Below are 25813 nucleotides of genomic sequence, written 5' to 3' on the forward strand. Positions count from 1 at the left end.
CTGTGAGAGGCCCGTATCGACGGGTAGCAGCACTTGTTTCGCACCGCGAAACGAACCGGGACGGACCCGCGTCGGGCGAGACGGACCGCAGGGGCCGCGAGACGAGTGGCTCGAATCGGCTACCCCGAAGTCACAGTCGTCGTTCGTCGACAGCCCGATGCACCGCCGACCGGCACTCGAGCGGCGGCCCCGGTCTCGCTGTCGGTCACTCGAGTCGCCTCACTCCAGATAAGCGCGCGTAGTCTCGTGGAACGGGCGGAACCCCTCGGCGCTGTCGACGCCGGTTTGGTTCCCGAGGACGGTGTTTTCGGCGGCGACGCCGTCCACGAGGTTGTCGAACTCCGCATCGATACCGCCGTGGGACTGGAGGAACTCCACCTGGGACTCGTGTTGTCTGATCGCGTCGGCCTTGACGTCCTCGTAGCCGGTAATATCGACGTAGACCGACGGCTCGAATTCGGATGTCGGTTTCCCGAAGTAGTAGACGTTCTCCGGATCACAGGGGTCGGACGGCGTCTCGACGAGGGGCAACGACGCCATGTAGTAGGCGTCGGTGACCAGTCGCGACGTGACTCGGTGATCCGGGTGCATATCGTCCCGATAGTGCGTGAGGATGACATCCGGCGCGAACGTTCGAATCGTCTCGACGATCGAGAGTCGGTTCTCAAGGGAGTATTCGATGCGGCCGTCTTCGAACCCGAGGAACTCGACTTCGGCGGCACCGAGCGTCTCGCCCGACCGACGCGCCTCGTCCTCGCGGACGGCGGCGATATCGGTCGCCGAATCGAGTGCGCCGTACTCGCCGCTGGTAAGGTGGGCGATCGTAACCGTGTCGCCTCGGTCGGCGTGTTTCGCGAGCGTCCCACCGCAAAAGATGTCGGCATCGTCCGGATGCGCAACGATGGCTAATAGCTTCATGGACGTGTCGACTGACGAATGGAAGCGCCATAATAATTCCGGCTCGATCGGACGCGGGTTAAATCGGGTGTCGTCGTCGCTACTGCTCGGCAGTCGGCTCGGCGGCGAGGTTCGACCGCAGTAATCGGCTCGCACTGAAGAGAATCCCGGGGACGTTTTCCTCGAATCGCTTGCCGGAGAGTTCGTCGGCCCAGCCCGAGACGAAGATCGCGCCGGTCAGCGAGTCGGTCGAGAGACCGACGGCAACGCTGTTTACGCGCGAAAACTGTTCCTGTCGATCGAACGCGACTCCGCGATCGCGGATCCGATCCAATTCGGCGCGTAACTCGGCGTCGCCCGTAATCGTGTACTCGGTCCGCGCCGGCCGCCGCTCCTCGAGCAGCGCCTCGAGCGCGTCAGCCGACTGCTCGGCGAGGATCGCCTTTCCGGCGGCACTACAGTGACGGAATCGCGTGTTGTACGCCGGGAACCCGTGCTCGGCGTGGGTCGTGGAGAGATAGACGTCGACGACCCGCCCGTCGTGTTCGATAGCGAGCCCGGCCACTTCGTTCGTCATCTCGGCGAGTTCGTCCACCGGACCGGCGGCTGCGTGGCGCAACTCCGTTAGGGACCCGGCACGAACCCCGTAGTCGAGGAACTGTACGGACGGCAGATAGCGTCCGTCGGAGCGGTCGACGTACCCGAGTTCGTGTAACGTCGACAGATGCTTGGAAACGGTGCTCTTGGTGAGCTCCGTCCGATCAGCGATGGCCGTCACACCGATCGGCTCCGGCGAGTCGGCAACGATCTCGAGGATCGTTACCGACCGAACGGTGGCGTCGATCGTGGTATCAGTCCGCATAGGTATCGGTTAGTCTCGACTCCATATAGTCGTTTCCGTGTTCGAAACGTACGAAACTAATGATCAACGTAAATTACTTATATGAAGTAATTGAACTAATTGAACGCGATAGATGAGTGACCAGACCGTATACGACGAGCTAGGAGTGCCACGTGTAGTCAACGCCGCCGGAACGAAAACACGGATCGGTGGCAGCCGGATCCGGCCGGAAGCCGTCGAGGCGATGGGACGAGCAGCGACCGAGTTCGTCAAACTCTCCGATCTCCAGGCGAAAGCGAGCGAGGTGATCGCCGACGCGACGGGAGCGGAGGCCGGCTACGTTACCTGCGGTGCGGATGCTGGACTGCTTCTCGCCGCGGCTGCGGCCCTGGCGGGCGACGATCCCGAAACGATGGACCGGTTACCGGACACCGACGGCATTCCGGACGAGATCATCATGCCCCGGACACACAGAACCGGCTACGATCACGCGTTCCGGACAGCCGGGGCAACGATCGTCGATGTCGGTACGAACGATCGCGTCCTCGGGACCGGGTCGACCGCGGTCGAGCCCTGGGAAATCGAAGCCGCCATCTCCGAGCGGACGGCGGCGATCGGCTACGTCCAGAAACCGTACACCGAGCCCGCCCTTTCGACGGTCACGGAAATCGCGTCCACACACGACGTGCCGGTTATCGTCGACGCAGCCGCGGAGCTGCCGCCGACGGAGAACCTCTCGCGGTTCATCGAACAGGGGGCGGATATCGTGGTCTTCAGCGGTGGGAAGGCGATTCGCGGCCCGCAGACGACCGGTATCGTCGCCGGTCGGAGCGATCTCATCGAATCGATCGCGCTCCAACAGCTCGACATGCACGCTGCCGACGAGGTCTGGCAACCGCCGGCATCGCTCGTCGACGGCGAGCGTCTCGACGGCGTCCCGCGACAGGGGATCGGTCGGCCGCTGAAAGTCGGCAAGGAGGAGCTCGTCGGTCTTCTCGTCGCCCTCGAGTCGTTCCTCGAAGCCGATCACGACGCCGCCCGGAACCGATGGCGGCGTGAGGCGGAGCGCATTACGGCCGCGCTCGAGTCCGTCGAGGGAATCGACCTGACTCTCGATGACGACGGCGTTTCGGTCGCCCCGGAAGTCGTGATCCACGTCGATACGACCGCGGCGGCGTGCTCCGCGACGCACCTCGTTCGAACGCTCCGGACGGAATCGCCGCGAGTGTTCGTCGGGGCGGACCGCCTCGACGAAGACGTCGTCACGATCAACCCGATGTGTCTTACGGAGGCCGAACTGGACCACGTGATCGCTCGCATCCGGTCGTCCCTGACCGCGACCCAGTAACTATGATACTCGTGACCGAAACACATATGGTGGCCGTTAGACGTTATCGGAGTGGACGATGAACGAAATTGCAACCGACGAGGCACCCGCAAGTATCGGTCCGTTTTCCCAGGCGATCCGCGACGGCGACCGGCTGTACGTCTCCGGACAGGGACCGGTCGATCCCGAATCGGGAGCGATCGTCGCCGACGACATCGAGACACAGACGCATGCCGTCATGGAGAACCTCGGGACCGTTCTCGAGGCCGGACACAGCTCCCTCGAGAACATCGTCAAATCGACGGTGTTCGTCACCGACATGGACGACTACGAGGCCATCAACGCGGTGTACGAGCAGTACGTGACCGAACCGTACCCCGCCCGGAGCGCCGTTGAGGTATCGGAGTTGCCGATCGATATCGGCGTCGAAATCGAAGTGATCGCACGGGTCAACGCATGAAAGCGATCGCCGTCGAACGCGGCGATTCCCGGCCGCGTCTGATAGACAAACCACGTCCCGACCCCGACCCCGGCGACGCACTGGTCCGAACGCTCAGGGTCGGGATCGACGGCACCGATCTCGAGGTGATCGAAGGGACACACGGCGGGTTCCCCGCCGGGAGCGACCACCAGGTCCTCGGCCACGAAGCCGTCGGCGTCGTCGAAGACCCGAACGGAACCGCTCTCGAGGCGGGGCAACTCGTCGTCCCGACCGTTCGCCGTCCCCCGGGCGACGCGACCGAGTACTTCCGGCGCGGGGAGCCCGATATGGCACCGCCGGAGGAGTGCCTCGAGCGGGGGATCGATGGCGCACACGGGTACATGGCCGAGTACTTCACGAGCCCGGCGACGTACCTGGTTCCGGTTCCCGACGCGTTCGCAACGACCGGCGTCCTGATCGAACCGATGAGCAATACCGAAAAGGCACTCGAGCATGCCTACGCATCGCGCTCGGCGTTCGAGTGGCAGCGCGACGCAGCACTCGTGCTGGGGAACGGGCCACTCGGCCTGTTAACGCTGGCCAGACTGCAATCGGAGTTCGAGCGGACGTACTGTCTCGGCCGGCGCGACCGACCCGATCCGACGATCGATCTCATCGAACGATTAGGTGCGACCTACGTGGACTCGCGTGAGACTCCCGTGGCCGACGTTCCGGCGGTGTACGAGCCGATGGATCTCGTCTACGAGGCAACCGGATACGCGAGACACGCCTTCGACACGATCGACGCGCTCGATCAAAACGGCGTTGGCGTGTTGCTCGGGCTCCCGGGAGACGACGAGTTCGACGTTGCGGGCGGTCGGCTCCACCGCAGGCTCGTACTGGGGAACAGAGCGATCATCGGCAGCGTCAACTCCCACATCGACCACTTCGACGCCGCCTGTGAGTCGCTTGCAGCGCTCCCCGACTGGTTCAGTGACGAACTGATTACGGACACCTTCGAACCGGCCGCGGTCGACGACGCGTTCTCGACGGCTCCGGATCGGATCAAGACCGTCATCGAGTTCGATTCGCGCTGACCGACCCCGATCGGAGATCGAGGGGCGGTCACCCAGCGGCGCGATCACACCCACGCTCGAGCAGACGGGACGTGCATACCCAACAGTGCAGTCACGATAGCGGGGACTGTGATTACTGCCACCGACGAAGACGAGAGCGTTGTATATACACTTCCCTAAGATAGGGTAATATCCCATACTATTTCCTCACCACAAGGTTTTTACACAATATGCAATACTAGAAACTCGAGTCACGTTCTCAATAGTGACGGCCTACGATCGGAGGAAGCCGACATACAATCCCAAATATGTACTTATTTGATCAAACACATGAGTCTTAGCCACAGATCTTGCCAATCCCAACATTGTCTCCCGTCCAGGTGTTATATTACTCTCGCAACTATATAACCGGTTCGACAGTCCGTTTTACAACCTTATTCCTTGGAAAACGGGAGGGGCTGCTGTCGGATTCACGGTCCAGCCGTCAGTACATCTCTCGCACAGTATTGTCCTATATAAAATATACTATATAGGTAATATATTGTCGTTGGTGGGATGATGTCCAGAGTTTTCATTTCTCATCGTCCGTCTCCTCGATCAGTGTGCGCGATCGGTGTACGATAGGACGGGTTCCGCGCGTCGATTTCGTACTGCCTGTGGGCAGCTCCCGCCGTAACGTGTTCTTGTTCAGTCCGGGTTTTCCAACGGCGGAACGCCGGCGATGCCCGTATCACAGACGGTGCAGGCGGGGAGGCCGTGTGCCGTCGTAAACCGGTCGAACAATGCGGAGAGGCGCACGTCGTGACTCGCCAGGACCCCGCCGGGCGAAATCCGCGGCAGCGCCGTCTCGTACTCGAATCGCATCTGCGGGAGTCGGTGGTCCGAGTCGTGGAGGAACAGGTCGACGGGGCCGACGGCCGCGAGCAGTTCCGGCAAAACCTCGCGTGCGTCACCCAGCTGTAGTTCCCACCGGTCGCGACACCGATCCGGGATCAGGTGACCGTATTCGAACGGCCCCGGCGGGCCGCCGGGCAGATCCAGCGAGTAGAGCGTGCCGCCACCGTTCTCGACCATCGCGGCGAGGACGTGCGCGTCGAACGAGCCGAACAGAACACCGGTCTCGACGGCGGTTTCGACCTCGAGGGCGCGACAGACGACGTACAGCGTCACCCCGTCGCGCCAGTGGGTCGTGTCGGTCGCGACGCCGGCCTCGTGAATCGCGTCAACGCGATCGGCGTAGCACTCGTGAAACCACTCGAGGTCGGCGTACTCGCGTTCGTACGCCCGCAGTTCGGCGGCCGACGCCGGGAGTACCGCTGCCAGCCGGTCGGCCCGGGCTCGCGTTTCCCGGCCGTAATCGAGGCGGCGGCGCTCGAGTCGCAGTCGTGCCCTCCGCACGGCGTAGATCGCGTCGCGGAGCGCGCCCGTCACCGGTAGCCCAGCGCCTCGAGGCGCGATTCGATGTCGCCGCCGTGAGGCTCCGCCCGCTCCGTGCCATCCGCCCCGCGCTGGCGAAGCCCCGTCGGAAGGGCGGGGTCGCACGTCCCACGATCCCGGCCCTCGCGGACTGCCCAGGGAACCCGCCGGAGGGCGGGGACCGGCGTTCCGGGGGGATGCGACCAGACGCCGAACTCGCCGATCGCGTTGCCGTGGTCGCTGGTCATCGCGACCCGTCCGTCGCAGTTCGCGAGCAGGCGCGTGAGATCGTCGAGCACCCACTCGAGGTTGTCCCGGTAGGCCGCCCAGACCGCCTCGTAGGAGAGGTCGCCGTCGCGCAGTCGCAGCCAGGGATCGTTCATCGAGTCCGTCTCATCGGCATCGTCCTCGGCGTCGGCCAACGCCTCGAGCGCCTCGCGCTCCGCGGGATCGAGGGCCTCGAGATCGACGTCATCGTCGTCGTCCCCGTCGGTGAATTGGCCCCAGTGTTCGATGTCGGCCGAGCCGAAGAACCAACCCGGCTGCGACCGGAACGGGGCGTGGGGCTGCATGTAGTGGACGACGATGCGGTCGATGTCCAGCTGCCGGCGATGCCGCCAGATCGCGATCGCGGCGTCGGTCAGCGGCTCGGGTGGGATCGTCGAGATGTCGTCGTCGACCCAGCCGTCGCGCCAGGCCTCGTGGAAGACGCCGAAATCGTCGGCCGTGAGCGGCAGGACATCGTCGGAGGTGACGAGAATGTGTTCGCAGGATTGGGACGAAAAGGGGTTCCCGGTCACGTAGGCGGTACGGGCCATCTCCTCCCGGTGCTCGGGGGCGAAGGTCCGATCCATCCACTCGGCCGATTGGGATCCGACCGACCACAGCGAGCCCACTGCATCGTGGCTGGGAAGCGTCTCATGGCCGGCGGCGGCCGCCTCGCGCATGAGATCGAGCCGGCAGCCGTCGAGCACACAACAGACGTCCCACTCGCGCTCCCAGATCGGCGTCGCGGGGACGAGCTGTGAGAGCGTGTCTCCGATGCGCCCGGTCGCGATCTTTGCGGATAACGTCGCGAAATCCATCAGCGTCGACTCCTGTGTGTGTCTCGGCGCGATTCTGTTAGTAGCTTTTGATCGGCGAACTGACTGTCAACAGCCGCGACACGATCGGGTGAGCCAAGCGACCTGCCGCCGATCGGCATCGATCCGTCGAAGCAGCAACTATGCCAGGGTGTGACAAGGCTTATTATGACGGTGTTCGTAGCGTTGATTGAGGACCGACAATCCCGGTCCAGTCTGACGAAATGAGCTCCTCACCACCGGATACCGAGACGTACGAAGTCACGCTCTCCAGAGACGAACGGTGGGTCGTCCACCACGTCCTCGCGACCCGCCTCAACGAGGCACTCGACGCGGACGAACAGCCGCCGGAATGGGTACTCGAGGCGATCGACACGCTCGAGACCGACGGCGACACGGACCGGCTCACTGCCACCCAGGCCGATCGCATCTATGATACGCTCGCCGCGTACGTCGACCGCGAGGAGACGCCCGCCCGTGACGTCGATCACGGCATGGCCGCCCTCGACCAACTCGAGGTCGGGCAGAACGCACAGGCGTAGCCGACACACCGCTTACCGCTTCGTTTTCGCCGTCCGCATCTCGGCTCAGCCTCGCCGTCAGCCGCGTTCAGGGTCGCGTCGTCGCCCAGACGGCGGTGATCGCGAGCAGGAGTGCGGGCGCAAGCGGGAGAATCAACAGCGCGAAGCGATACCCGTCCGCACCCGGCGGGACGAGATGGATGGCCGCCGGAGCGACGAGGAAGGCAACACACAGGACGCCGACGAGAACCCAGCCGCGCCAGTCGAACTCGCGGTCGACCGTCGCGGGGTGGGGCGGTTCGTCCCCCTCGTCGGCATCGGTATCGAACGCCGCTGGATCGTAGACGTAGCCGCCGTCGTCGCTCGAGTTCATATCGGATCGTTCGACCGCATCGTCAAAGCCCTCACGGTTTGCCGACCTGACAGATCCGTTCGCGAGCGCTGCGAGCGGGACGCGGACGCGTTCGCGCGGCCGCGGTTACAGTTCGCTGTCCGGGCGGACGACGACCTTGCCGAACCCGTCCCGGTTCTGGATGATCTCGTGGGCGCGTGCGGTCTCGCTCATTGGCAACTCCTCGCGGATCGCGGGCTCGAACGTCCCGTCCCAGACGAGTTCCATCACGTCATCGACCTGATCGGGCGTCGCCATCGTCGAGCCGATGATCTGGAGCTGGTTCCAAAAGATACGCGGGATGTCCGTCTCGGGATTGCCGCCGCCGGTGCCGCCGCAGGTGACAAGTCGGCCACCCTTGGTCAGGCTCTTCAAGGAGTTCTGCCAGGTGGGCGCGCCGACGTGTTCGACGACGACGTCCACGCCCCGGCCGTCCGTCTCCTCGCGCACCCAGTCCGCGAAGTCCTCCTCCTCGTAGTTACAGACGTGGTCCGCGCCGTGGGCCTCGGCGTACTCGAGTTTTTCCTCGGTGCTGCCGGTCGCGTAGACCTCCGCGCCCGCGTAGTCGGCGATCTGCAGGGCGGCGTGGCCGACCCCGCCGCTTGCGCCGAGCACGAGGACCGTCTCGCCGGCCTCGAGGTCGGCGCGCTCGATGAGCATCCGCCAGGCGGTCTGAAAGACCAGACAGCTCGAGCCGGCGACGTCCCAGTCGACGTGCTCGGGGACGGGGATCAGGTTGTCCTCGGGGATCGCCGCGTACTCGGAGTGAACGCCGGTGACGTGTTCGCCGATGATATGGTATCGCGGATCGAGCGTCGGGTCGTCCATTCGGAGGTCGCCACAGCCGGCCGAGAGCGCGACGCGATCGCCCGTCTCGAAGCGCGTGACGTCCGCGCCGACGTCCGTCACGACGCCGGCCCCGTCGCTGCCCGGAACATGGGGCATCTCGAGGTCGATCCCTGGCATCCCCCGCCGGGTCCAGATGTCCAGGTGGTTGAGTGCGGCCGCTTTGATGTCGACCAGCACCTCGTCCCGGCCGATCTCGGGGTCGGGGTACTCCCCGTACTCGATCACGTCGGTGTCGCCGTGCTCCGTGAATTGGACTGCCTGCATATACGCAGGCCAACGGAAACGCCGTCCATAACAGTTTGGCTACCAGCATTCGGCGGTCGCCGCCCGTGGCCGTCCGACGCAGCCGGACGGTGGGTCACGAACTCCGCCGCTCTCGTTTGGTTACCACGACCGAGGCGTCGGCGACGAACGTCGCCGATCCGCGATGGGCCGAGCGCTCTCCGAAGCGCAGCCGCGTGTGCGTAGTTTTTACCCGCCGGCTTTCGAAGGCGACGTATGAACGAGACGACCACCAGCGACGCCGCCCCCGACGACGGGACGCTCTGTACCGGCGTCGTCACGGTCTCCGCGAGACGGAGCCTCGCTACCGACGGGGCCGGCGAGGCGATCACCACGGCGCTCGAGGACGACGGCAACGAAGTCACGGTCCGAGAGCACGTTGGCGCGGACCACGACAAGGTCCAGTCGATCGTCTCGCGACTGATCGATCGCAACGATGTCGACATCGTGATCACCGCCGGCGCGACCAGCGTCGAACCGACCGACGTCACGCTCGACGCCGTCGAGCCGCTCCTCGAGAAGGAGCTGCCCACGTTCAGCGAACTGTTTACGTTCCTGGCGTACGACCGGGTCGGAACGAAAACCGTCGCCGTGCGGACCCTCGCGGGCGTCGCCGACGGAACGCCGGTCTTCTGTCTCCCTGGTAACGCCGACGCGGTCCGGCTCGCGCTCGAGGAGATCATCCTGTCGGAAGCGTCCGTGCTCGTCGAACTCGCACGCGAGGAGCCGGCCGAGGACGACGATTCGACCGACGGGGATGCGGCCGACGGAGGTGCCTGACGTGGGCGCTGCCGACCGCGATGGGGACGCGACCGACCGACTCGACAAGGACGCCGTCCGCGACCGCGTCTGGGACGACCTGGAGGAACGCGGCGAAGCCCGCTTTCCGTTCCCACCCCACGGCCGCATTCCGAACTTCGCCGGGGCGAGCGAGGCCGCCGACCGACTGGCCGACCAACCCGAGTGGACCGAGGCGACGACGATCAAAGCGAACCCCGACGCACCGCAACTCCCCGTCCGCCGGCGTGCGCTGCGCGAGGGAAAGACGGTCTACATGGCGGTTCCCCGCCTTCGCGACGAGAAGTGTTTCCTGAAACTCGACCCCGACAACCTCGCGGACTACGACGCGGCGACGACGGTCTCGGGCTCGGCGGAACACGGCGAACAGATCGGTCCGGACGAGATCGACCGCGTCGATCTGATCGTCTCCGGGAGCGTCGCAATCACCGCGGAGGGCGGCCGGGTCGGAAAGGGGGAGGGCTACAGCGACCTCGAGTACGCCGTTCTCCGGGAGCTCGGCCTCGTCGACGACGCGACGCCGGTCGCGACCACCGTCCACGAGCGACAGCTGATCGCGGAGTCGGTCGCGATCGAGGCCCACGACGTCGCGATGGATCTCGTCGTCACGCCCGAGCGCGTGTGCCGTCCGGAGAGGAGTGCGCAGCCGACCGGCATCGACTGGGACCTGCTGACGGCCGACCGACTCGCGGAGATTCCGGTTCTGGAACGGCTTCGAACCTCGTAGCGCGATCCGGGTGACCGCGAGGCGGTCGCTGGTGATCGATCGACTGGCGCGGCGGCGGCGACAGAAGGGAGTCCATCCCCGGGACGCGACGGAACCCGCCGCGTCCCGATGCCAGAATCGCAGGGTGTGACGCGGGCCGGTGGGGTGGGCCCGCGGCAACGAAACCGGTTGGCAGTGGTGGGTGGAAGGGTGCTGTGGTGGGGTTGCTGGAAGTCGCGGGAGCAGTGGTGGGTGCCATCGGTGAGGCCTGCCCGTTGACCTCCATCCCGACGTAGCGGCGACGATCACTTGAACGGCGGTGATGGTACACCGATTTTACGCCGAGTTCTGCCGAGTTCAATTCGATTTCATTCGGTCGAAATCGCCGGTGAGAAAGTTTATACTGCTGAGACAGTCGTTCGGAAAACGGACGGGCCGAAACGACGATGCCGGCGACCGGATCGGTCCCCCAACCGTCGGCCCGGCCTCGGCGGTCGGGGCCGAAAGCGTCACTCGACGAGTTCGTCAGCGACGACGCTCGCGTCCATCAACTGCGGATCGATCGCGATGTCGAGTTGCCCCTTGACGAACTCGGGGACGGTCCGGTGGGCGTAGACGACGGTCCGGACCTCGTCGTTCAGATCGCAGACGATCGGGATCGTCGTCGCCTGTCCGACATCGGTCAGGACGTACAGGTCGGCCGTGACGACGCCCGCTTCCTCGAGTTGGGGGCGGGAGATGACGCCATCGAGTCGGCTCACCGCGACGCCTTCGCTCTCGAGTGCCGTCCCAATGTCGTCCTCGTCGGGACCGGCGACGACGGCGGTCGTCGCGGAACTCATTCGTACTCGATCGTCGCGGGCGGTTTGTGGGTCACGTCGTAGACGACGCGGGCGACGTTCTCGTGGGAGCCCGTGATCCGGGATTGAATCCGCTGGAGCGTCTCCCAATCGATCTCCTGGGCACGGGCGGTCATCCCGTCGCGTGACTCGACCGAGCGGACGGAAACGACCCAGCCGTGGACGCGGTTGTCACCCTTGACGCCCGTCGCCTTGCCAATGACGGCCGCCAGCGCCTGCCATGGCTCGTACTCCTCGAGTTCCTCCTCGACGACGTGGTTGGCCTCGCGGGCGACCTCGAGTTTCTCCGCGGTGATCTCGCCGATGATCCGCACGGCGAGGCCGGGACCGGGGAACGGCATGCGCTCGGAGATGATCTCCTCGAGGCCGAGCTCGCGTGCGACCTCGCGGACCTCGTCCTTGTAGAGATCGCGCATGGGTTCGACGATGCCCTCGAAGTCGACGACTTCGGGGAGGCCGCCGACGTTGTGGTGGGACTTGATCGTCCCCTCGCTCTCGATGCGATCGGGGTAGATCGTCCCCTGCACGAGGTAGTCGGCGTCGACATTCGTGGCGACCGTTTCGAACTCCCGGATGAACTGCTCGCCGATGATGTGGCGTTTCTCCTCGGGATCGGTGACGCCTTCCAGTGCGTCGAGGAACCGGTCCTGTGCCTCCACGATCCGGAGACTGTCCATGTAGCCGAAGGTTTCGCGGATCTCCTCGGTTTCGCCTTTCCGCATCAATCCGGTGTCGACGTAGACCGGCGTGAGCTGGTCGCCGATCGCCTCGTAGGCCAGCGCGGCGGCCGTCGAGGAGTCGACGCCGCCCGACAGCGCGATGACGGCGTTCGCGTCGCCGATTTGCTCGTCGATCTCTGCGACTGCGTCTGGAACGAACGTGTCGGTGTCTACCATCAGTGGGTTACCTCGGTTTCCGCGTCGGTGTCGGTAGCTTCGGGGTCGGTGTCGTCATCATCATCGGATTCCTCGATGACAGCCTCGACCAGCCCCAGGAACGGCGGGCTCGGCTGGCCGGGTCGGGACGTGTACTCGGGGTGGAACTGCGTCCCGACGAAGAACGGGTGCTCCTCGAGTTCGAGGATCTCCATCCGGTTGCCCGCGGTACCCGAGAAGACGAGCGGTTCGTCTTCGAACGCGTCGAAGTACTCGGGGTTGACCTCGTAGCGGTGGCGGTGTCGCTCCGAACAGGAGGTGTCGCCGTACAGGTCGTAGGCCAACGTTTCAGGTTCGATAACGGTCGTATGCTCGCCGAGTCGCATCGTCCCGCCCATGTCCTCGACCTCGTACTGTTCGGGCAGGATGTCGATGACCGGGTGGGGCGTGTCTTCCTCCATCTCGGCGGAGTGAGCGCCCTCGAAGCCCAGCACGTTCCGGGCGTACTCGACGACCGCCATCTGGAAGCCCAGACAGAGCCCGAGGAACGGAACGTCGTTCTCGCGGGCGTACTGGACCGCACGGATCTTGCCCTCGGAGCCGCGCATCCCGAACCCGCCGGGGACGATGACCCCGTCCATCCCCTCGAGTTGGCCGTCGTGGCCCTCGCTCAACTCGTCGGCTGCGACCCAGTGGACGGTCACGTCGACGCCGATCTCGAAGCCGGCGTGTTTCAGCGACTCGTGGATCGACATGTACGCGTCCTCGAGGTCGTACTTGCCGACCAGCGCGATGTCGATCTCGCCGTCTTTCTCGGTGGTGACGATCTCGCGCCAGTCGTTCGCCCGTTCGCCCTCCGGCAGGGCCTCGTCGGCCAGCCCGAAGTGCTCGAGGACGTACTGGTCCAATCCCTCGTCTTCGACCATCAGCGGGACGTGATAGACATCCTCGACGTCGGGGTTCGAGAACACCGCCTCCGTGGGAATGTCACAGAACAGCGCGATCTTCTCCTTGGTCTCGGGATCGAGCCGATCTTCACAGCGGCCGACGATCACGTCCGGCTGGAGGCCGATCGAACGGACCTCCTTGACCGAGTGCTGGGTCGGCTTGGTCTTTTGCTCGCCGTTCTTCGAGTACGGGACGAGGGTCACGTGGGTAAAGAGGACGTTCTCCTCGGGTTCCTCGTGGGCGAACTGGCGCAGGGCCTCGAGGTAGGGCATTCCCTCGATGTCCCCGACTGTGCCGCCGACTTCGATGATACAGACATCGGTGCCTTTGGCGGCCTCGCGGATGCGCCGCTTGATGTCGTCGGTGATATGGGGGATGATCTGGACCGTCTTGCCCAGGTAGTCCCCCGCGCGTTCCTTCTCGATGACGTGCTGGTAGGTCTTGCCCGTCGTGATGTTGTGGTCCGAGGTCATGTCGATATCGAGGAACCGCTCGTAGTTCCCCAGATCGAGGTCGACCTCGCCGCCGTCCTCCAAGACGTAGACCTCCCCGTGCTGGTAGGGGTTCATCGTCCCCGCGTCGACGTTCAGGTACGGGTCGATCTTCACTGCGGTGACGTCGAACCCGGCGTTTTTGAGGAGTCGGCCGGTGCTCGCGGCCGTAATCCCCTTGCCGAGTCCCGACATGACGCCGCCGGTGACGAAGATGAACTTGTTCCCCAGCGAGGGGTCATAATGAGTGTCCGATTCCGTCGGCATACCGAGTGTGCGCGCGACCGCTTGAAAACGATTTCGGGACCGCACCGCCTCCGACAGAGGTTGTCACTCCCGGCCGGCGGAGCCACCGGTCACTCGGCCGTCGATTCCCCTGGAGTCTCGTCTCGCACGGCGACGATCTCGGCCTGCTGGAGGGATTCGATGCCGCACTCCATCCGCACCTGGATCGTCCGTCCGGGGAGGGCCGGGTCGCCCTCGTCGATCGGGTCCTGTGGTACCGAGACAGTCCGGGTATCGGGAGAGTTGTTGACGACCATCGGTGCGACGACACCGACGGAGATGTGCACCCTCAGCGGAGTTTCCGATGGGAAAGCGGTTACCCAGTCCCCTCCGTACGCGAGACCAAAACAACGACTCACCGATAGGTCATTATTTGCCCCAGAAGGGGTCCCGACTGCGCTGCTTGTCGAGGTACATGTTCAGCGCCTCGAGTTCGTCGCCGGGGATCTCGCTGGCCAGTTCCTGTTCGAGGATCTTCGCGTGTTTCTCGGGGATCTCGGCCCAGAGTTCGTCGTCTTCCTCGATTCCGCGGCCGACGGTGGGGCCGTCGATGGCGACCGAGACGCGATTTCCGGCGCGGGCCTCGTCGACGTCCTCGCCCTGTTCCTGAATGCCTTTGATCTGGCCGACGCGCTCGGGCTCGTTGCCCTCGAACTTGACGACGTTGGCGTTGGTCTGGATCGTTCCCGCGTTCACCTCGACGCCGACGACCGCGGGATCGTTCTGGCGGAAAGTGTGGTCCGGCAGGATCCGGAATCGGGCGGGCCGGGTGATGTTCTCGAGGATGGTGTCCTGTTGGGCCTGCTCGATCCCCTCGACGTACTCCTCGTACTCTTCGATGAGCTGATAGATGACCTCGTCGGTGAAGATCGTCACGTTCTCGATCTCCGCGCGCTGGTCGGCGTCGTCGAGGACGTCGACGTTGAAACCGAGAATGGCCTTCTGCTTGCCGTCCTCGGCCGTCGAGGCGACCGAGACGTCCCGCGGCGCGACGTCGCCGACCTCCGCGCGGACGATCGGCACCTCCGCGTCGTCCAAGGCGTCGGCCATCGCCTCGAGGCTGCCCAGCGTGTCCGCCTTGACGACGACGCCTTCCTCGGCGGTGTCGACGGCGATGTCCGCGAGTTCGGCCTGGACTTCGTCGATGACCGCGTCGAGATCGCGGTCGCGGACGACCCGAACCGGCGCGCCGGCCATCGCGTCCGCGAGTTCGGGCGCGGCGACCTTGATCCCGGACGCGGCCGACACCTCGTCTACCTTTTCGAACCGGCTCTCGGTCCGGATCTCCGCGAGCGGCCGCGGCTGGAGCAACGCGCGGACGTCGGTGACGATCGGTTCGTTCTGCCCGCCGACGACGATCCGATCGTCCGACCGGATCGTCCCGTCGTACAGTACTGTATCGACCGTCGTCCCGAACCCTTTCTCCTCTTTGACCTCGAGAACGGTGCCGACGCCGGGGCCGGCGACGTCGATCTCCATCTCCTCTTTCATGTAGCGCTGGGAGAGGCCCATCATGACCGTCAGGAGGTCCGGGACCCCCTCGCCGGTCATCGCCGAGACGGGGACGACGCCGACGTTGCGCTGGAAGTTCTGGACGCGCCAGTAGAGGTCCGCGGAGAACCCCTCGTCGGAGAGGTTGCCGATGATCTCGTAGAGACTCTCGTCGAGTCGTCCGCGTACGCGATCGGACTGGGCCTCGTAGGTGTCGTTGATCGGCGAATCCTCGTTTGCGTTCCAGCCCGGAACGGTGTCGATCTTGTTCGCCGCGACGATGAACGGGGTTTCCGACCGCCGGAGGATATCCAGGGCCTCGAGCGTCTGGGGCTGGAAGCCGTCGTTGACGTCGACGACGAGGATGGCGATGTCAGCCAGCGCCCCCCCGCGAGAGCGCAGCGTGGTAAAGGAGTGATGACCCGGGGTGTCGATGAAGAGGAGGCCGGGGAGGTCGAAGTCGTCCGGGTCGACGAGTTCGCCCGCGATCGTGGAGATGATGTCCAGCGGAACGGCGGTCGCGCCGATGTGCTGGGTAATCGCGCCTGCTTCGCCCTCGATGACCGCGGAGCCGCGGATCTTATCGAGGAGACTTGTCTTGCCGTGATCGACGTGTCCGAGGACGGCGACGATCGGCGTTCTGAGAGATGTGGGGTCGCGTGTATCCGTGTCCGACATGATGAACCACCCGAGAAGGTCTTACCTAAAACCTCCGTAGCACCGTAGTTAAACCCATCGTCATCGACGGTCCGCCGAGCACGTCCGCACGCGGTTTCCTCATCCTTGCTGAGTGGACGGCCACCGTTGGCAGTTCGGTCGACTGCGATCCCGATCACCGAGACGGTACACGCTCGCCCCGGCCGGTGTCTGCCGCTCGTATGCCGGACCCCGTGGTCTTTAATACCGATTAGTAAGTACGGGCATGCATGAGCGATATACTCGCTGAAAACCTCTCGGGGAAGTCCGTCATGGGGTCCGACGGCACCGAGCTCGGACTGCTCTACAACATCACGATGGATCTGAAATCCGGCAAACTTCACGATCTCGTCATCGAGCCCGACGAGGAACTGTCCCGGCGCGCCGTCGATTTCGACAACGACGACGCCGGCCGCTTTCTCGTTCCCGTCAACCGCGTCCAAGCGGTGAAAGACTACATCGTCGTCCAGCGCTAACGGTATGTACGTTCTCGACTCCTCCGCTTTTATCCACGACTTTCACACGACAGAACAGACTGCAACGATCCCGCTCGTCCGCGAGGAACTCGAGGACGAGAGCGCCTATCGCTACGATGCGATGGAAGGCTCCGGGATGCACATTCACATTCCCAACGACGACACCACCGAGAAGGTCGAACGCGCGGCACGCGAGTCCGGCGACCTCGAGGTCCTCTCGAACACCGACGTTCGGCTCGTCGCGGCGAGTTTCGAACTCGATGCGACCCTGGTGACCGACGACTACGCGATGCAAAACGTCGCGGAGAAACTCAACGTCGCGGTCGAAGTGATCGCCCGGGAGGGAATCGACGAACAGCGCCAGTGGCTGTACCAGTGTCAAGGCTGTGGCCGCGAGTTCGACGAGGAGAAAGACCGGTGTCCGATCTGCGGGTCCGAACTGGCCCGGAAGAACCCGTCGTAGCTCGCTCCCCTCTGCTGTCGAATCGGCCGCCCGGGAGCCCCGCCGAGACCGCGCGCTCGATCAGCCGTAGGTGAAATAGAGGTTCGCGAAGAGCAACGCGTTGTAGACCCCGTGGATCAGCGCCGGGACGAGGAGGTTGTCGGTCCGCTCGTAGATCGTTCCGAGCACGATTGCGAGCCCGAAGATCGTCCCGAGGCTGGCGATCACCGCACCCAGTCCGGCGGTGGCGTACGCGAGCACGTGTACCGCCGCGAAGATGACGCTGGCCACGGCGACCGCGCCGGCCCGCGAGAACGAGTCGTACAGCGACTTCTGGATGATGTTCCGATAGAGCAGTTCCTCGAACGGGCCGATAATCAGGACGGCGAACGGCACCAACACGAGCATGAGTTGGGGGTTCTCCTGGGCCCGCTGGGTCGTCGAGTGATCGGCGCTTTCTACGCCGGCTGACTGCATGACCACGGAAATCACGAAAAGCGCCCCGAAGAGGACGACCAGTCCCCCGACGGTCCAGCCGATGTCTCGCAACGTCGGCCGCCGAAGATCGATAAACGACAGGTCCCGGTCGGTCAACGCGAGGTATCCGCCCGCCACGAGCGTCGTTCCGATGGCCATGCAGACCTGGGTGAAAACCGTGTCTTCGACCCCTGAAACCGGCTCGAGAAGCGCGAACACCGGCAGGGAGAGGGTGGCGTAAACCAGCGGCGTCACGAGGAGGCCCGCGATACCGACGCCGGAGAGGACGACCACCTGTCGGCTCCGACGCATGAGCCCCTGCCCGTTGATTCCATAGTAATCCGCGACCCCGGCGGCGGCGGTGAGCCCGCCGGTGACGAAGGCGACGAACACGATCGGGACCGACACCGAACTCGTCGGCAGCGTAGCCGGCGCGGTGACGCCCTGATTCAACGCGTAACCGGCGAGCATGACGACAGCCACGCTCGAGACGGCGGCGATCGGACCGGCGATTCGCCCCTCGAGACCGCCGTGACGCTGGGCCAGAAACGCGAGGACGGCAGCGAGGGCGAACCCGGCCCCGGCCAGGACGGTCGGATCGTCGACGCCGCTGCGAACGGGGACGAGCATGGCGACCATCGTGACCGCCGAGAGGACGGTTCCGATGCCGGGGACCACGTCGGACGCGATCGGGCCGGCGTCGTCGGCCCGTGCAGTCTGGCTCATAGTAGAGTATTCGTGTCCGGACTCATAGGCACACCGCAACCGAACGGGGCGACCGGTCCGACCGCACCGACTCGAGTCGACGGTCGGGGAACGGACGCCGGGCTACCGCTCGACGCGAAGTTCGGTCTTCTCGGCGACGGCCGCGGCCTCCGCGAAGTCACCGCCGCCGAGCAGGCCGCGGGTCGCCTTCTTCGCCCACTCGACGGCAGGCTGTTCGAACGTGTTCACGCCGTAGAGTTCGCCCGCAAGGACGCAGGCGGCTTCCATCCCGTAGAGCAGCCCGCCGAGTTCGTACTCGTCGATGTGCTCGAGTTCGACGCGGACGTTCGGTCGGCCGGTGGCCGCGAGGCTCGCTTCCGTGGCCTCGAACTCCGCTGTACGCAGTTCGCCGAGCGTCGCGTCGCCGAGGTACGCCAGATCCTCGACGTCGGTGGTGGGAATCGGGCGGTCAGCACTCTCCTCGGTCGTGACGAAGGTGACGAGCTTGTCCCGCGGGCCCGCGCGGTAAAGCTGTAGTTGCGAGTGCTGGTCGGTGACGCCGAGGGCTCGCACCGGCGTCTGTCCGAGGTCGTCCTTCCCGAGGCTCTCGGCCCACAACTGGGCGAACCACTCCGCGGACGTCTCGAGGGATTCGGCGTAGGGCATGATCGCGTTGATCCCGGCACCCCGCTGATCCAGCGCGTACGTCGTCGCGCCGTAGGCGTAGGCCGGACAGTCGAACAGCGACCCTGATAGCGTCTCGCGCTCGGCGGCCGCGCCCGCGAGCAGCGCCTCGAGATCGTGGCCGCAGACGGCCGCGGCGACCATGCCAACCGCCGACAGCGCCGAGAAGCGACCCGGAACGCCGTCGGGAACCAGCAGCGACGGCAGCCCGTGTCGCTCCGCGAGGTCCCGGAGCGGGCCCGAGTCACCGGTCGTGACGATGGTTCGCTCGGTCCAGTCGACGCCGGCCGACTCGAACGCCTCGCGGACGACGAGGAAATTCGCCAGCGTCTCCGCCGTCGTCCCCGAACGCGAAACCACGTTGATTGCCGTCTCCGCGAGCGGGAGTCGCTCGAGGTGGCTCGAGACCCACTCGGGGTCGACGTTGTCGAGGAACACCGTCTCGGTGTCCGACTCGAGGGCGTTCGTGATCGTCGCCGCACCGAGGGAGCTGCCGCCGATCCCGATGGTGAGCAGCGCCTCGGCGTCGATGACCGGGTCGACCGCTGTACGGATCTCGTCCGGATCGGTCCGCTCGGGCAGGTTCAGCGCCTCGTACCCGTGTTCTTCGTTCGCCATTCCCGTCTCGATCCGTTCGTGGGCGGTCGCTACTTGCTCGTCCAAGCGCTCGAGGGACTCCCGCGAGACGCCCGGCGACGCGACCGACGAAAGCGCGTTTCCGATGTCGACGTTCATGTCTCAGTACGCGACCGCCCGGGCTAAAGACGTTCCGTGACGCGAGCGCGAGGGCGACTCACTCCCGAGCGACGAGTCCGCTCGACACTCGCGTTCGGACGACGAGCGAAACCCGAAACCGGGAAACCGACCCGTCCGCTACGACCGTTCATGACCGAGAAAACCGGCACCTTCGTCGTCACACACGCCGAGCCCGATTCGGCGGTCGTCCGCGATGTCGAGACCGCACAGGTCCACACCCTCGGATCGAACCCCGACCTCGAGGTCCACGACGTGCTCGAGGCGACCGTCGCGCCCGAGCCGCCGCTGGACGTCACCTGGGAACTGGTCGACATCGCGGACCGACGCGCGATCGAACTGGTCGACAGCGACCTCGAGCCGACCACGTACGAGAAGGAGTTGGCGGCCGAGGCTGAGATCGGCGACCTGGTCCAGGAAGAACGAGCCGGGACTGGAGAAATCCACGTCTTCAGCGTACCCGAGGACGAGGTCGAACCCGCAGCGCAAGACGTGCTCGCGGACGAGGAAACGATCTCGCGGGCGGCCCGGCTCGAGGCGGTTCGCGTGGAGGTTCGTCGGTCGGTCGACGACGGCGTCTTGAGCGTGCGATACTTGCCCGACTGACCGGTCACGGGTCACACCGGCGAGTCGTATCGATACCGGCGACGGAACCGGCCACCGTTCCCTTGTGGTAGATGATCGCGTGACCGTGGGGATGGACTGTCGGAATTGAGAAGGCTTACTTCGGGGGGGATACCAGTAGACGGATATATGGCGTATTTCGACGTACCGGAGATCGACTACACCCGGTACAGTAACCGCCAACTCGTGGCGGTCCCGCTTGCGGTCCTCGCAGTGGCACTGCTCGTCCTCGTCGGGTCGTTTCTCGTCTTGGGCTCGCCGGTCCCGATGGGAATGGACTTCGCCGGCGGGACGGAACTGACGGTGCAGACGTCGACGCCCCAGGATGATATCGCCGGGGCGTTCGACCAAGATGCAAACGTGAGAAGCACGGGAACCGACAACCAGTACGTCGTGCAGTTCTCCGAGTCCGACTCGGAGTCGCTCCGGACGCAGGCCGAGTCCGAGCTCGAACAGGACGGGAGCGCCGATATCGTCCAGTCCGCCTCGTCGATGGGCGCGACGTTCGGGCAGCAAAACCAGCAGACGGCGTTGCTCGGCATCATCGTCGCGTTCGTCGGCATGAGCGCGATCGCGTTCATTCTCTTTCGAACGTTCGTCCCGTCGATCGCGATCGTCATTTCGGCGTTCTCCGATCTCATGATCCCGCTCGCGTTCATGCGGCTGACCGGGATCCCGCTCTCGCTGGGGACGGTCGCCGGGCTGTTGATGCTGATCGGGTATTCGGTGGACTCCGATATCCTGTTAAACAATCACATCCTGCGGCGGGGCGGTGATTTCTACGACAGCACCTATCGCGCGATGCGGACCGGTATCACGATGACCGTCACGTCGATGGCCGCGATGCTCGTGATGGGTGTCGTGGCGTTCGTACTCGGCATCGATCTCCTGGCATCGATCGGAATCATCCTGTTCGTCGGCCTCGCAGCCGACCTGATGAACACGTACATGCTGAACCTAAGCTTGCTTCGCTGGTACAAGTTCGAGGGGGTCCGCTCATGAATCCGATAGACGGCGTCAAGCAAAACTGGCGGGTCCTCCTGCTCGTGGTGTTTCTCACCTTTTCGGTCATCGCGTTGTTCGTTCCCGGCGGCATCGTCGCCGACAGCAGCGTCGCAAACGACAGCGTCGAGAGCGGCCCGACGAACCTCGAGTTCGGACTCGATCTCGAGGGTGGCACCCGCGTCAGGGCACCGGTCACTGGGATGACCGCCGCCGACATCGATGCCGGCGTCGTCAGCGACAGCGGGCAAGTCGATGGGGACCGGATCGAGGAGATCGAGTCGACGCTGTATACGGATCTCGAACTGGATCGGGCCGATGCCAAAGTTACCGTCGCCGACGACGGGTCCGTCTCCGCGGAGGTGTTTACCGACAACGTGACGCACGCGGAGTTCGCCGGAGCACTGCAGTCGGCGAACGTCGACGCGTCCGAGGAGGACATTCACGACGGCGTCACCGAGCAAACCCGTAACGAGATCATTAGTACGCTGCGTACGAAGATCAACGAGGCGGGTCTCTCCGGAGGCTCGGTCTCCGAGCAGACGATGCAGGGTACGAACTACATCGTCGTCGAAGTGCCGAACATGGACTCCGATGAACTCCGGAAGCTACTCTCCGAGCGCGGGGTCGTCGAAGTCGTGGCCTACTTCCCGGACGAAACCGGAAATCAGACCAACGAGACGGTGTTGACCCAGGAACAGATCGCCAACGTCGACCCGCCTCAGCAGCCACCGGGGCCACAAGGGCAATCTCGCGGATACGTCGTCCCCGTGCAGGTCAAGGATGGTGAAGCCGCCGAGCAGTTCCAACGGGATATGGAGCGATACGGCTTCCTCGACGAGGGGTATACGCCACAGGGAGCGTGTGACCTCCCCGAGGAGAACGGCTCCATCAGCTTCGATCACGAGGGAGAGCAGTACTGTCTGCTGACGATTTCGGACGGGGAAGTCGTCGACGCCCACTCGATGGGCGGTCTCGCCGACGGAATGATCGCCGGCAACTGGGTGAACGATCCGAGTTTCCAGATGGGCGCACCGAGCCAACAGGAGGCCCAGTCACTTTCGGTCAACCTCCGCGCCGGGAGCCTGCGTGCGCCGCTGGACCTGAGCCCCGAAAACGCCCAGATCTACTCGATTACGCCGACCCACGCCGATCAGTTCAAGCAGTACTCCCTACTGATCGGACTGCTCTCGGTGGTCACGGTCAGTGGCGTCGTCTACACCCGATACACGGACACGCGCATCGCCCTCCCGATGATCGTCACGGCGCTGTCGGAGGTCGTGATCCTGCTCGGATTCGCGGCGATGATACGCATGCCGCTTGATCTCTCCCACGTCGCCGGGTTCATCGCCGTCGTCGGGACCGGGGTCGACGACCTCGTGATCATCGCCGACGAGGTGTTGGACGAAGGCGACGTTAGCTCGGCGCGGGTCTTCCAGTCGCGGTTCCGGAAGGCGTTCTGGGTCATCGGTGCCGCCGCGGCGACGACCATCATCGCCCTCTCGCCGCTTGCGGTCCTGAGCCTCGGCGATCTGAAAGGCTTCGCTATCATCACCATCCTGGGCGTGCTCATCGGGGTACTCATCACCCGGCCCGCCTACGGTGATATCCTGCGTCGGCTGCTGACCGATCGCTAACGCTTCGATCCCGTTCTTTCGCTCCGTCAATTCCACCGCTCCACTCTCCCGCCGCCGTGTCAGCGTGCAGTGTGACAGCGTGGACACCAGTCGACGGTTCCGTCATCTCCGTACACGCGTGCAAAATCGTACGAGACGGGACGCTCGCAGGTCGTACAGACCGGCATCGAATCACCAATCTACGACACCGGTGGGACGAGTAATAACAGTGAGCCTGCGATTGCAACGGGCGCTTGAGACCGGACTTCCGTCGCCGAGACGCGGTGAATCGCGGTTCCGAGGGCGATCGCAGAACCGCCGCCGTCGACGTGTTATGGCTGGGTCAGGTCGCGCTGGAACTCGTCGAAGACCTCGAGGTCCGCGGGGAGGTCGTACGCGAGGTGGCGCTCGTCCTGCCGGTTGGTGCCGGCGTCGTCGATCGGTGTGGCGACGTCCTCCCAGCCGGGTTTGATCTTGACGCTTGTGGCGGGCATCCCGATCGCGATGTGGTGGGCGGGGATGTCGTGTTGGACGATGCCGCGCGCGCCGACGATTGCGTTTTCGCCGACTTTGCAGCCGGCACGGACCATCGCGTCGTAGGTGAGGCGGACATCGTCTTCGACGATCGTGTGATAGTTGCGGACCTCGGTCTGGTCGACAACGTCGTGGTCGTGACTGTAGATGTGGACGCCGTCGGAGACCGAGACGCGGTCGCCGATGGTGAGTTTCCCGCGGTCGTCCAGATGGACATCGTCGTGGACGACCGTGTTGTCTCCGATCGTGATGTTGTGGCCGTAGGTGAACGTGATCCCTTTGAAGAACCGACAGTCGTCGCCACACTCCTCGAAGAGGTGATCGGCGAGCATCCGCCGGAACCGCAGGGCGAACTCGACGTTGTCCGCGATCGGCAGGCTGTCGAACTGTCGCCAGAGCCACTGGAGGTGTTTGGACCGCCGAAACTGCGCTTCGTCCTTCTCCGCGTAGTACTCGCTCTCGAGGGTCGTGTTACAGGGATCGTAGCTCTGCAGGCGGACCCGTTCGGCCGCCGAGACGGACGCGCCGTTCTGCCAGCGCTCGTAGGCCTCGCGGTCGCCTGAGAGATCGATCAGCACGTCCTCGACGACCGAGCAGGTGTCCTCGTCGCTCGAGAGTCGCCGATCGACCGTATCGATAAACTCGCGCATCCCCGTGTCCGCCTCCTCGGGGAGCGACACGTACCGCTTTGTCATACCCCGAGGTATTGCCCGCCGAGTTCATAGGGGTTCGGTTGTGCGGACCGGGTTGCCGGACCCGCCGGTACGGATGGTTTGGTGCGGGCGAGAAACATGGCCCGTACCCGGGTGTCGGCGGGGTCACTCCCGGCTGGACTGCCACTCCGAGAGCAGCAACGCGGGCAGTGCGAGTGCGCCGATAAGCAACAACCCGCCGCCGACGACCGCGCCGACCGTGACCCGATCCCCGGGGAGTTCGAGATACCGCACGACGGCGAGTCCGAGCGGGACGAGAGCGAGGAGGATCGCCAGCAGGAGCCGGCTGGAAACCCGGGCCCGAGTGCGGGAGTCATCCATACCCCTATTTGTCAATCACAGGGCAAGAATGGTTCGACTCGAGGGGCCGGCGACCCGAACCCGTTCGGACGTGCTACTCGGGCGTTCCGTTCACCATAAGTTCCCCCGCTACGAAGGGCCGAACATGCACTACAGCGAACTGGGCGACTCGGGCGTCGAGGTCAGCGAAGTCGGGTTCGGCGCGTGGACCGTCGGCACCGACTGGTGGGGTGACCGATCGGACGACGACGCGATCGAGATGCTCCAGTACGCCGTCGAGCAGGGGATCACCTACTTCGACACGGGCGACGTTTACGGCCACGGCAACAGCGAGGAGTTGGTTGGCGAGGCGCTCGCCGGGGTCCGCGACGAGGTCACGATCGCGACGAAAGTCGGCTACGACTTCTACAACAACCCGCAGGCCGGCCACGGCGAACTCCCCAAGGAGATGGAGCCGTCGTACCTTCGGGACGCCGTCGACAAGAGCCTCGAGCGCCTCGGCCTCGACTCCGTCGACGTCCTCCAACTCCACAACGCGGATGTCGACGAGATCACGCCCGACGTGCTCGAACTGCTCGACGAACTCGAGGAGGAGGGTCTGATCGACGCCACCGGCCTCGCGCTCGGCCCCTCGATCGGCTGGCTCGCGGAAGGCGACCTCGCGATCGAGGAGGAGTTCGACTCCGTCCAGTTGGTCTGGAACGTCCTCGAGCAGGAGGTCGGGAACCACTTCCTCGAGACGATCGAGCGGACCGGCTCGTCGACGAGCCTGATCCCCCGCGTGCCCCACTCCTCGGGGATCTTAAACGAGCAAGTCACTCCCGAGACTGAACTCGACGAGGGTGATCACCGTGGGTTCCGCCCCGACGAGTGGTACGAGACCGGCTGGGAGAAACTCGAGCAACTGCGCTTCCTGGAACGCGACGGCGAGCGGACGATGGGCCAGGCGTCGATCGCGTGGCTCCTCAGTCACGAGCCGGTCGCGACCGTGACGCCGACGTTCCGCACGAAGGCGGACATCGACGAGTGGACGGCCGCCAGCGACGTGCCGAAGCTCACCGACGAGGAGATGACCCGCGTTGCGGAGCTGTACGAGACCGACTTCGACATCGACCGCGACGACGGCATGGACGCGCTGCGCTCTTCGGTCGACGGCGCGGACATCGAGTCGGCCGGCCTGGACAAACTCGCGGCCGACTGAGCGCCCGCCTCGAGCGGGGGCCGGCTGCCTCGA

At 64.9% G+C, this 25813-nt stretch carries 28 protein-coding genes; 12 read left to right on the forward strand and 16 right to left on the reverse strand.

Annotation, left to right across the window (positions count from 1 at the left end; genetic code table 11):
• Nucleotides 1–219: 219 nt before the first annotated feature.
• Complete coding sequence (locus C486_RS08795) at nucleotides 220–918, reverse strand: PIG-L deacetylase family protein (protein ID WP_008455285.1); 699 nt, start codon at nucleotides 916–918, stop codon at nucleotides 220–222.
• A gap of 79 nt (nucleotides 919–997) precedes the next feature.
• Nucleotides 998–1759, reverse strand: a complete 762-nt coding sequence (locus C486_RS08800; protein WP_008455286.1) for an IclR family transcriptional regulator — start codon at nucleotides 1757–1759, stop codon at nucleotides 998–1000.
• Nucleotides 1760–1871: 112 nt separating this feature from the next.
• Between C486_RS08800 and C486_RS08805 the strand changes: the two genes are divergently transcribed.
• Genes C486_RS08805 through C486_RS08815 form a run of 3 tightly spaced genes read left to right on the forward strand, consistent with a single transcriptional unit; the run spans nucleotide 1872 to nucleotide 4583 of the window.
• The gene (locus C486_RS08805; protein ID WP_014864650.1) at nucleotides 1872–3086 is read left to right on the forward strand and encodes an aminotransferase class V-fold PLP-dependent enzyme; all 1215 of its coding nucleotides are present in this window, start codon (nucleotides 1872–1874) and stop codon (nucleotides 3084–3086) included.
• A gap of 58 nt (nucleotides 3087–3144) precedes the next feature.
• Nucleotides 3145–3525 (forward strand): Rid family detoxifying hydrolase, encoded by a 381-nt coding sequence (locus C486_RS08810; protein WP_008455288.1) that lies wholly within the window; start codon nucleotides 3145–3147, stop codon nucleotides 3523–3525.
• A complete protein-coding gene (locus C486_RS08815) occupies nucleotides 3522–4583 on the forward strand; it encodes a glucose 1-dehydrogenase (protein ID WP_008455290.1) in 1062 nt (353 codons plus the stop codon). Before C486_RS08810 ends, C486_RS08815 begins: the two co-directional genes overlap by 4 nt.
• A gap of 666 nt (nucleotides 4584–5249) precedes the next feature.
• Here C486_RS08815 and C486_RS08820 read toward each other — a convergent pair.
• Nucleotides 5250–5993 carry a class I SAM-dependent methyltransferase gene (locus C486_RS08820; RefSeq protein WP_008455292.1) on the reverse strand — a complete coding sequence of 248 codons (744 nt, stop codon included), beginning with the start codon at nucleotides 5991–5993 and terminating at the stop codon, nucleotides 5250–5252.
• Nucleotides 5990–7063, reverse strand: a complete 1074-nt coding sequence (locus tag C486_RS08825; protein ID WP_008455293.1) for a hypothetical protein — start codon at nucleotides 7061–7063, stop codon at nucleotides 5990–5992. The genes C486_RS08820 and C486_RS08825 overlap by 4 nt, the downstream gene beginning before the upstream one ends.
• A 221-nt stretch (nucleotides 7064–7284) precedes the next feature.
• Between C486_RS08825 and C486_RS08830 the strand changes: the two genes are divergently transcribed.
• Complete coding sequence (locus tag C486_RS08830) at nucleotides 7285–7602, forward strand: DUF7853 family protein (RefSeq protein WP_008455294.1); 318 nt, start codon at nucleotides 7285–7287, stop codon at nucleotides 7600–7602.
• 67 nt (nucleotides 7603–7669) lie between these two features.
• Here the strand turns inward: C486_RS08830 and C486_RS08835 are convergent, their stop codons facing one another.
• Both C486_RS08835 and C486_RS08840 read right to left on the reverse strand, forming a co-directional pair.
• The gene (locus tag C486_RS08835; RefSeq protein WP_008455295.1) at nucleotides 7670–7954 is read right to left on the reverse strand and encodes a hypothetical protein; all 285 of its coding nucleotides are present in this window, start codon (nucleotides 7952–7954) and stop codon (nucleotides 7670–7672) included.
• Nucleotides 7955–8059: 105 nt separating this feature from the next.
• Nucleotides 8060–9085: a zinc-binding dehydrogenase gene (locus C486_RS08840; RefSeq protein WP_008455297.1), complete on the reverse strand. Its 1026-nt coding sequence runs from the start codon at nucleotides 9083–9085 to the stop codon at nucleotides 8060–8062.
• Nucleotides 9086–9319: 234 nt separating this feature from the next.
• Between C486_RS08840 and C486_RS08845 the strand changes: the two genes are divergently transcribed.
• Nucleotides 9320–9883 carry a MogA/MoaB family molybdenum cofactor biosynthesis protein gene (locus C486_RS08845; protein ID WP_008455298.1) on the forward strand — a complete coding sequence of 188 codons (564 nt, stop codon included), beginning with the start codon at nucleotides 9320–9322 and terminating at the stop codon, nucleotides 9881–9883.
• Entirely contained in the window at nucleotides 9861–10628 is a 768-nt protein-coding gene (locus tag C486_RS08850) for a 5-formyltetrahydrofolate cyclo-ligase (RefSeq protein ID WP_008455300.1), read from the forward strand. The genes C486_RS08845 and C486_RS08850 overlap by 23 nt, the downstream gene beginning before the upstream one ends.
• A 488-nt stretch (nucleotides 10629–11116) precedes the next feature.
• Here the strand turns inward: C486_RS08850 and C486_RS08855 are convergent, their stop codons facing one another.
• From C486_RS08855 to infB, 5 genes are all read right to left on the reverse strand, one after another.
• A complete protein-coding gene (locus tag C486_RS08855; RefSeq protein ID WP_008455302.1) occupies nucleotides 11117–11449 on the reverse strand; it encodes a DUF7126 family protein in 333 nt (110 codons plus the stop codon).
• Nucleotides 11446–12363 (reverse strand): glutamine-hydrolyzing GMP synthase, encoded by a 918-nt coding sequence (gene guaA, locus C486_RS08860; protein ID WP_008455305.1) that lies wholly within the window; start codon nucleotides 12361–12363, stop codon nucleotides 11446–11448. Before guaA ends, C486_RS08855 begins: the two co-directional genes overlap by 4 nt.
• Nucleotides 12363–14048, reverse strand: coding sequence for a glutamine hydrolyzing CTP synthase (gene pyrG / locus C486_RS08865; protein WP_008455307.1), 1686 nt, complete (start codon nucleotides 14046–14048; stop codon nucleotides 12363–12365). Before pyrG ends, guaA begins: the two co-directional genes overlap by 1 nt.
• Before the next feature lie 89 nt (nucleotides 14049–14137).
• Nucleotides 14138–14323: a hypothetical protein gene (locus tag C486_RS08870; RefSeq protein ID WP_241432483.1), complete on the reverse strand. Its 186-nt coding sequence runs from the start codon at nucleotides 14321–14323 to the stop codon at nucleotides 14138–14140.
• A gap of 112 nt (nucleotides 14324–14435) precedes the next feature.
• Complete coding sequence (gene infB / locus C486_RS08875) at nucleotides 14436–16235, reverse strand: translation initiation factor IF-2 (protein ID WP_008455310.1); 1800 nt, start codon at nucleotides 16233–16235, stop codon at nucleotides 14436–14438.
• A gap of 248 nt (nucleotides 16236–16483) precedes the next feature.
• Between infB and C486_RS08880 the strand changes: the two genes are divergently transcribed.
• Together C486_RS08880 and C486_RS08885 are read left to right on the forward strand one after the other, a co-directional pair.
• Nucleotides 16484–16729 (forward strand): PRC-barrel domain-containing protein, encoded by a 246-nt coding sequence (locus C486_RS08880; RefSeq protein WP_006183792.1) that lies wholly within the window; start codon nucleotides 16484–16486, stop codon nucleotides 16727–16729.
• Nucleotides 16730–16733: 4 nt separating this feature from the next.
• A complete protein-coding gene (locus tag C486_RS08885; RefSeq protein ID WP_008455312.1) occupies nucleotides 16734–17192 on the forward strand; it encodes an NOB1 family endonuclease in 459 nt (152 codons plus the stop codon).
• Between the two features lie 60 nt (nucleotides 17193–17252).
• On the opposite strand, the gene C486_RS08890 is transcribed toward C486_RS08885, so the two are convergent.
• Together C486_RS08890 and C486_RS08895 are read right to left on the reverse strand one after the other, a co-directional pair.
• A complete protein-coding gene (locus tag C486_RS08890) occupies nucleotides 17253–18374 on the reverse strand; it encodes a CPBP family intramembrane glutamic endopeptidase (protein WP_008455314.1) in 1122 nt (373 codons plus the stop codon).
• A gap of 102 nt (nucleotides 18375–18476) precedes the next feature.
• The gene (locus C486_RS08895; protein WP_008455315.1) at nucleotides 18477–19772 is read right to left on the reverse strand and encodes a hypothetical protein; all 1296 of its coding nucleotides are present in this window, start codon (nucleotides 19770–19772) and stop codon (nucleotides 18477–18479) included.
• A 150-nt stretch (nucleotides 19773–19922) separates the two neighbouring features.
• Between C486_RS08895 and C486_RS08900 the strand changes: the two genes are divergently transcribed.
• The 3 genes from C486_RS08900 to C486_RS08910 all read left to right on the forward strand — a co-directional run bounded on the left by C486_RS08900 (nucleotide 19923) and on the right by C486_RS08910 (nucleotide 23053).
• Nucleotides 19923–20396, forward strand: coding sequence for a DUF5812 family protein (locus C486_RS08900; protein WP_049888300.1), 474 nt, complete (start codon nucleotides 19923–19925; stop codon nucleotides 20394–20396).
• Nucleotides 20397–20543: 147 nt separating this feature from the next.
• A complete protein-coding gene (secF, locus tag C486_RS08905; RefSeq protein ID WP_008455318.1) occupies nucleotides 20544–21416 on the forward strand; it encodes a protein translocase subunit SecF in 873 nt (290 codons plus the stop codon).
• Nucleotides 21413–23053, forward strand: coding sequence for a preprotein translocase subunit SecD (locus C486_RS08910; RefSeq protein WP_008455320.1), 1641 nt, complete (start codon nucleotides 21413–21415; stop codon nucleotides 23051–23053). Before secF ends, C486_RS08910 begins: the two co-directional genes overlap by 4 nt.
• A 59-nt stretch (nucleotides 23054–23112) precedes the next feature.
• Here C486_RS08910 and C486_RS22930 read toward each other — a convergent pair whose 3' ends face one another.
• The 3 genes from C486_RS22930 to C486_RS08920 all read right to left on the reverse strand — a co-directional run bounded on the left by C486_RS22930 (nucleotide 23113) and on the right by C486_RS08920 (nucleotide 24600).
• Nucleotides 23113–23220: a DUF7563 family protein gene (locus tag C486_RS22930; protein ID WP_449289190.1), complete on the reverse strand. Its 108-nt coding sequence runs from the start codon at nucleotides 23218–23220 to the stop codon at nucleotides 23113–23115.
• 144 nt (nucleotides 23221–23364) lie between these two features.
• On the reverse strand, nucleotides 23365–24261 hold the full coding sequence (locus C486_RS08915) for an acyltransferase (RefSeq protein WP_008455321.1): 897 nt from the start codon (nucleotides 24259–24261) through the stop codon (nucleotides 23365–23367).
• Nucleotides 24262–24384: 123 nt separating this feature from the next.
• On the reverse strand, nucleotides 24385–24600 hold the full coding sequence (locus C486_RS08920) for a hypothetical protein (protein ID WP_008455323.1): 216 nt from the start codon (nucleotides 24598–24600) through the stop codon (nucleotides 24385–24387).
• Between the two features lie 124 nt (nucleotides 24601–24724).
• Between C486_RS08920 and C486_RS08925 the strand changes: the two genes are divergently transcribed.
• Nucleotides 24725–25780: an aldo/keto reductase gene (locus tag C486_RS08925; RefSeq protein WP_008455325.1), complete on the forward strand. Its 1056-nt coding sequence runs from the start codon at nucleotides 24725–24727 to the stop codon at nucleotides 25778–25780.
• Nucleotides 25781–25813: the final 33 nt, after the last annotated feature.

Source organism: Natrinema gari JCM 14663 (assembly GCF_000337175.1).
In the GTDB taxonomy this organism is placed as follows: Archaea; Halobacteriota; Halobacteria; order Halobacteriales; family Natrialbaceae; genus Natrinema; species Natrinema gari.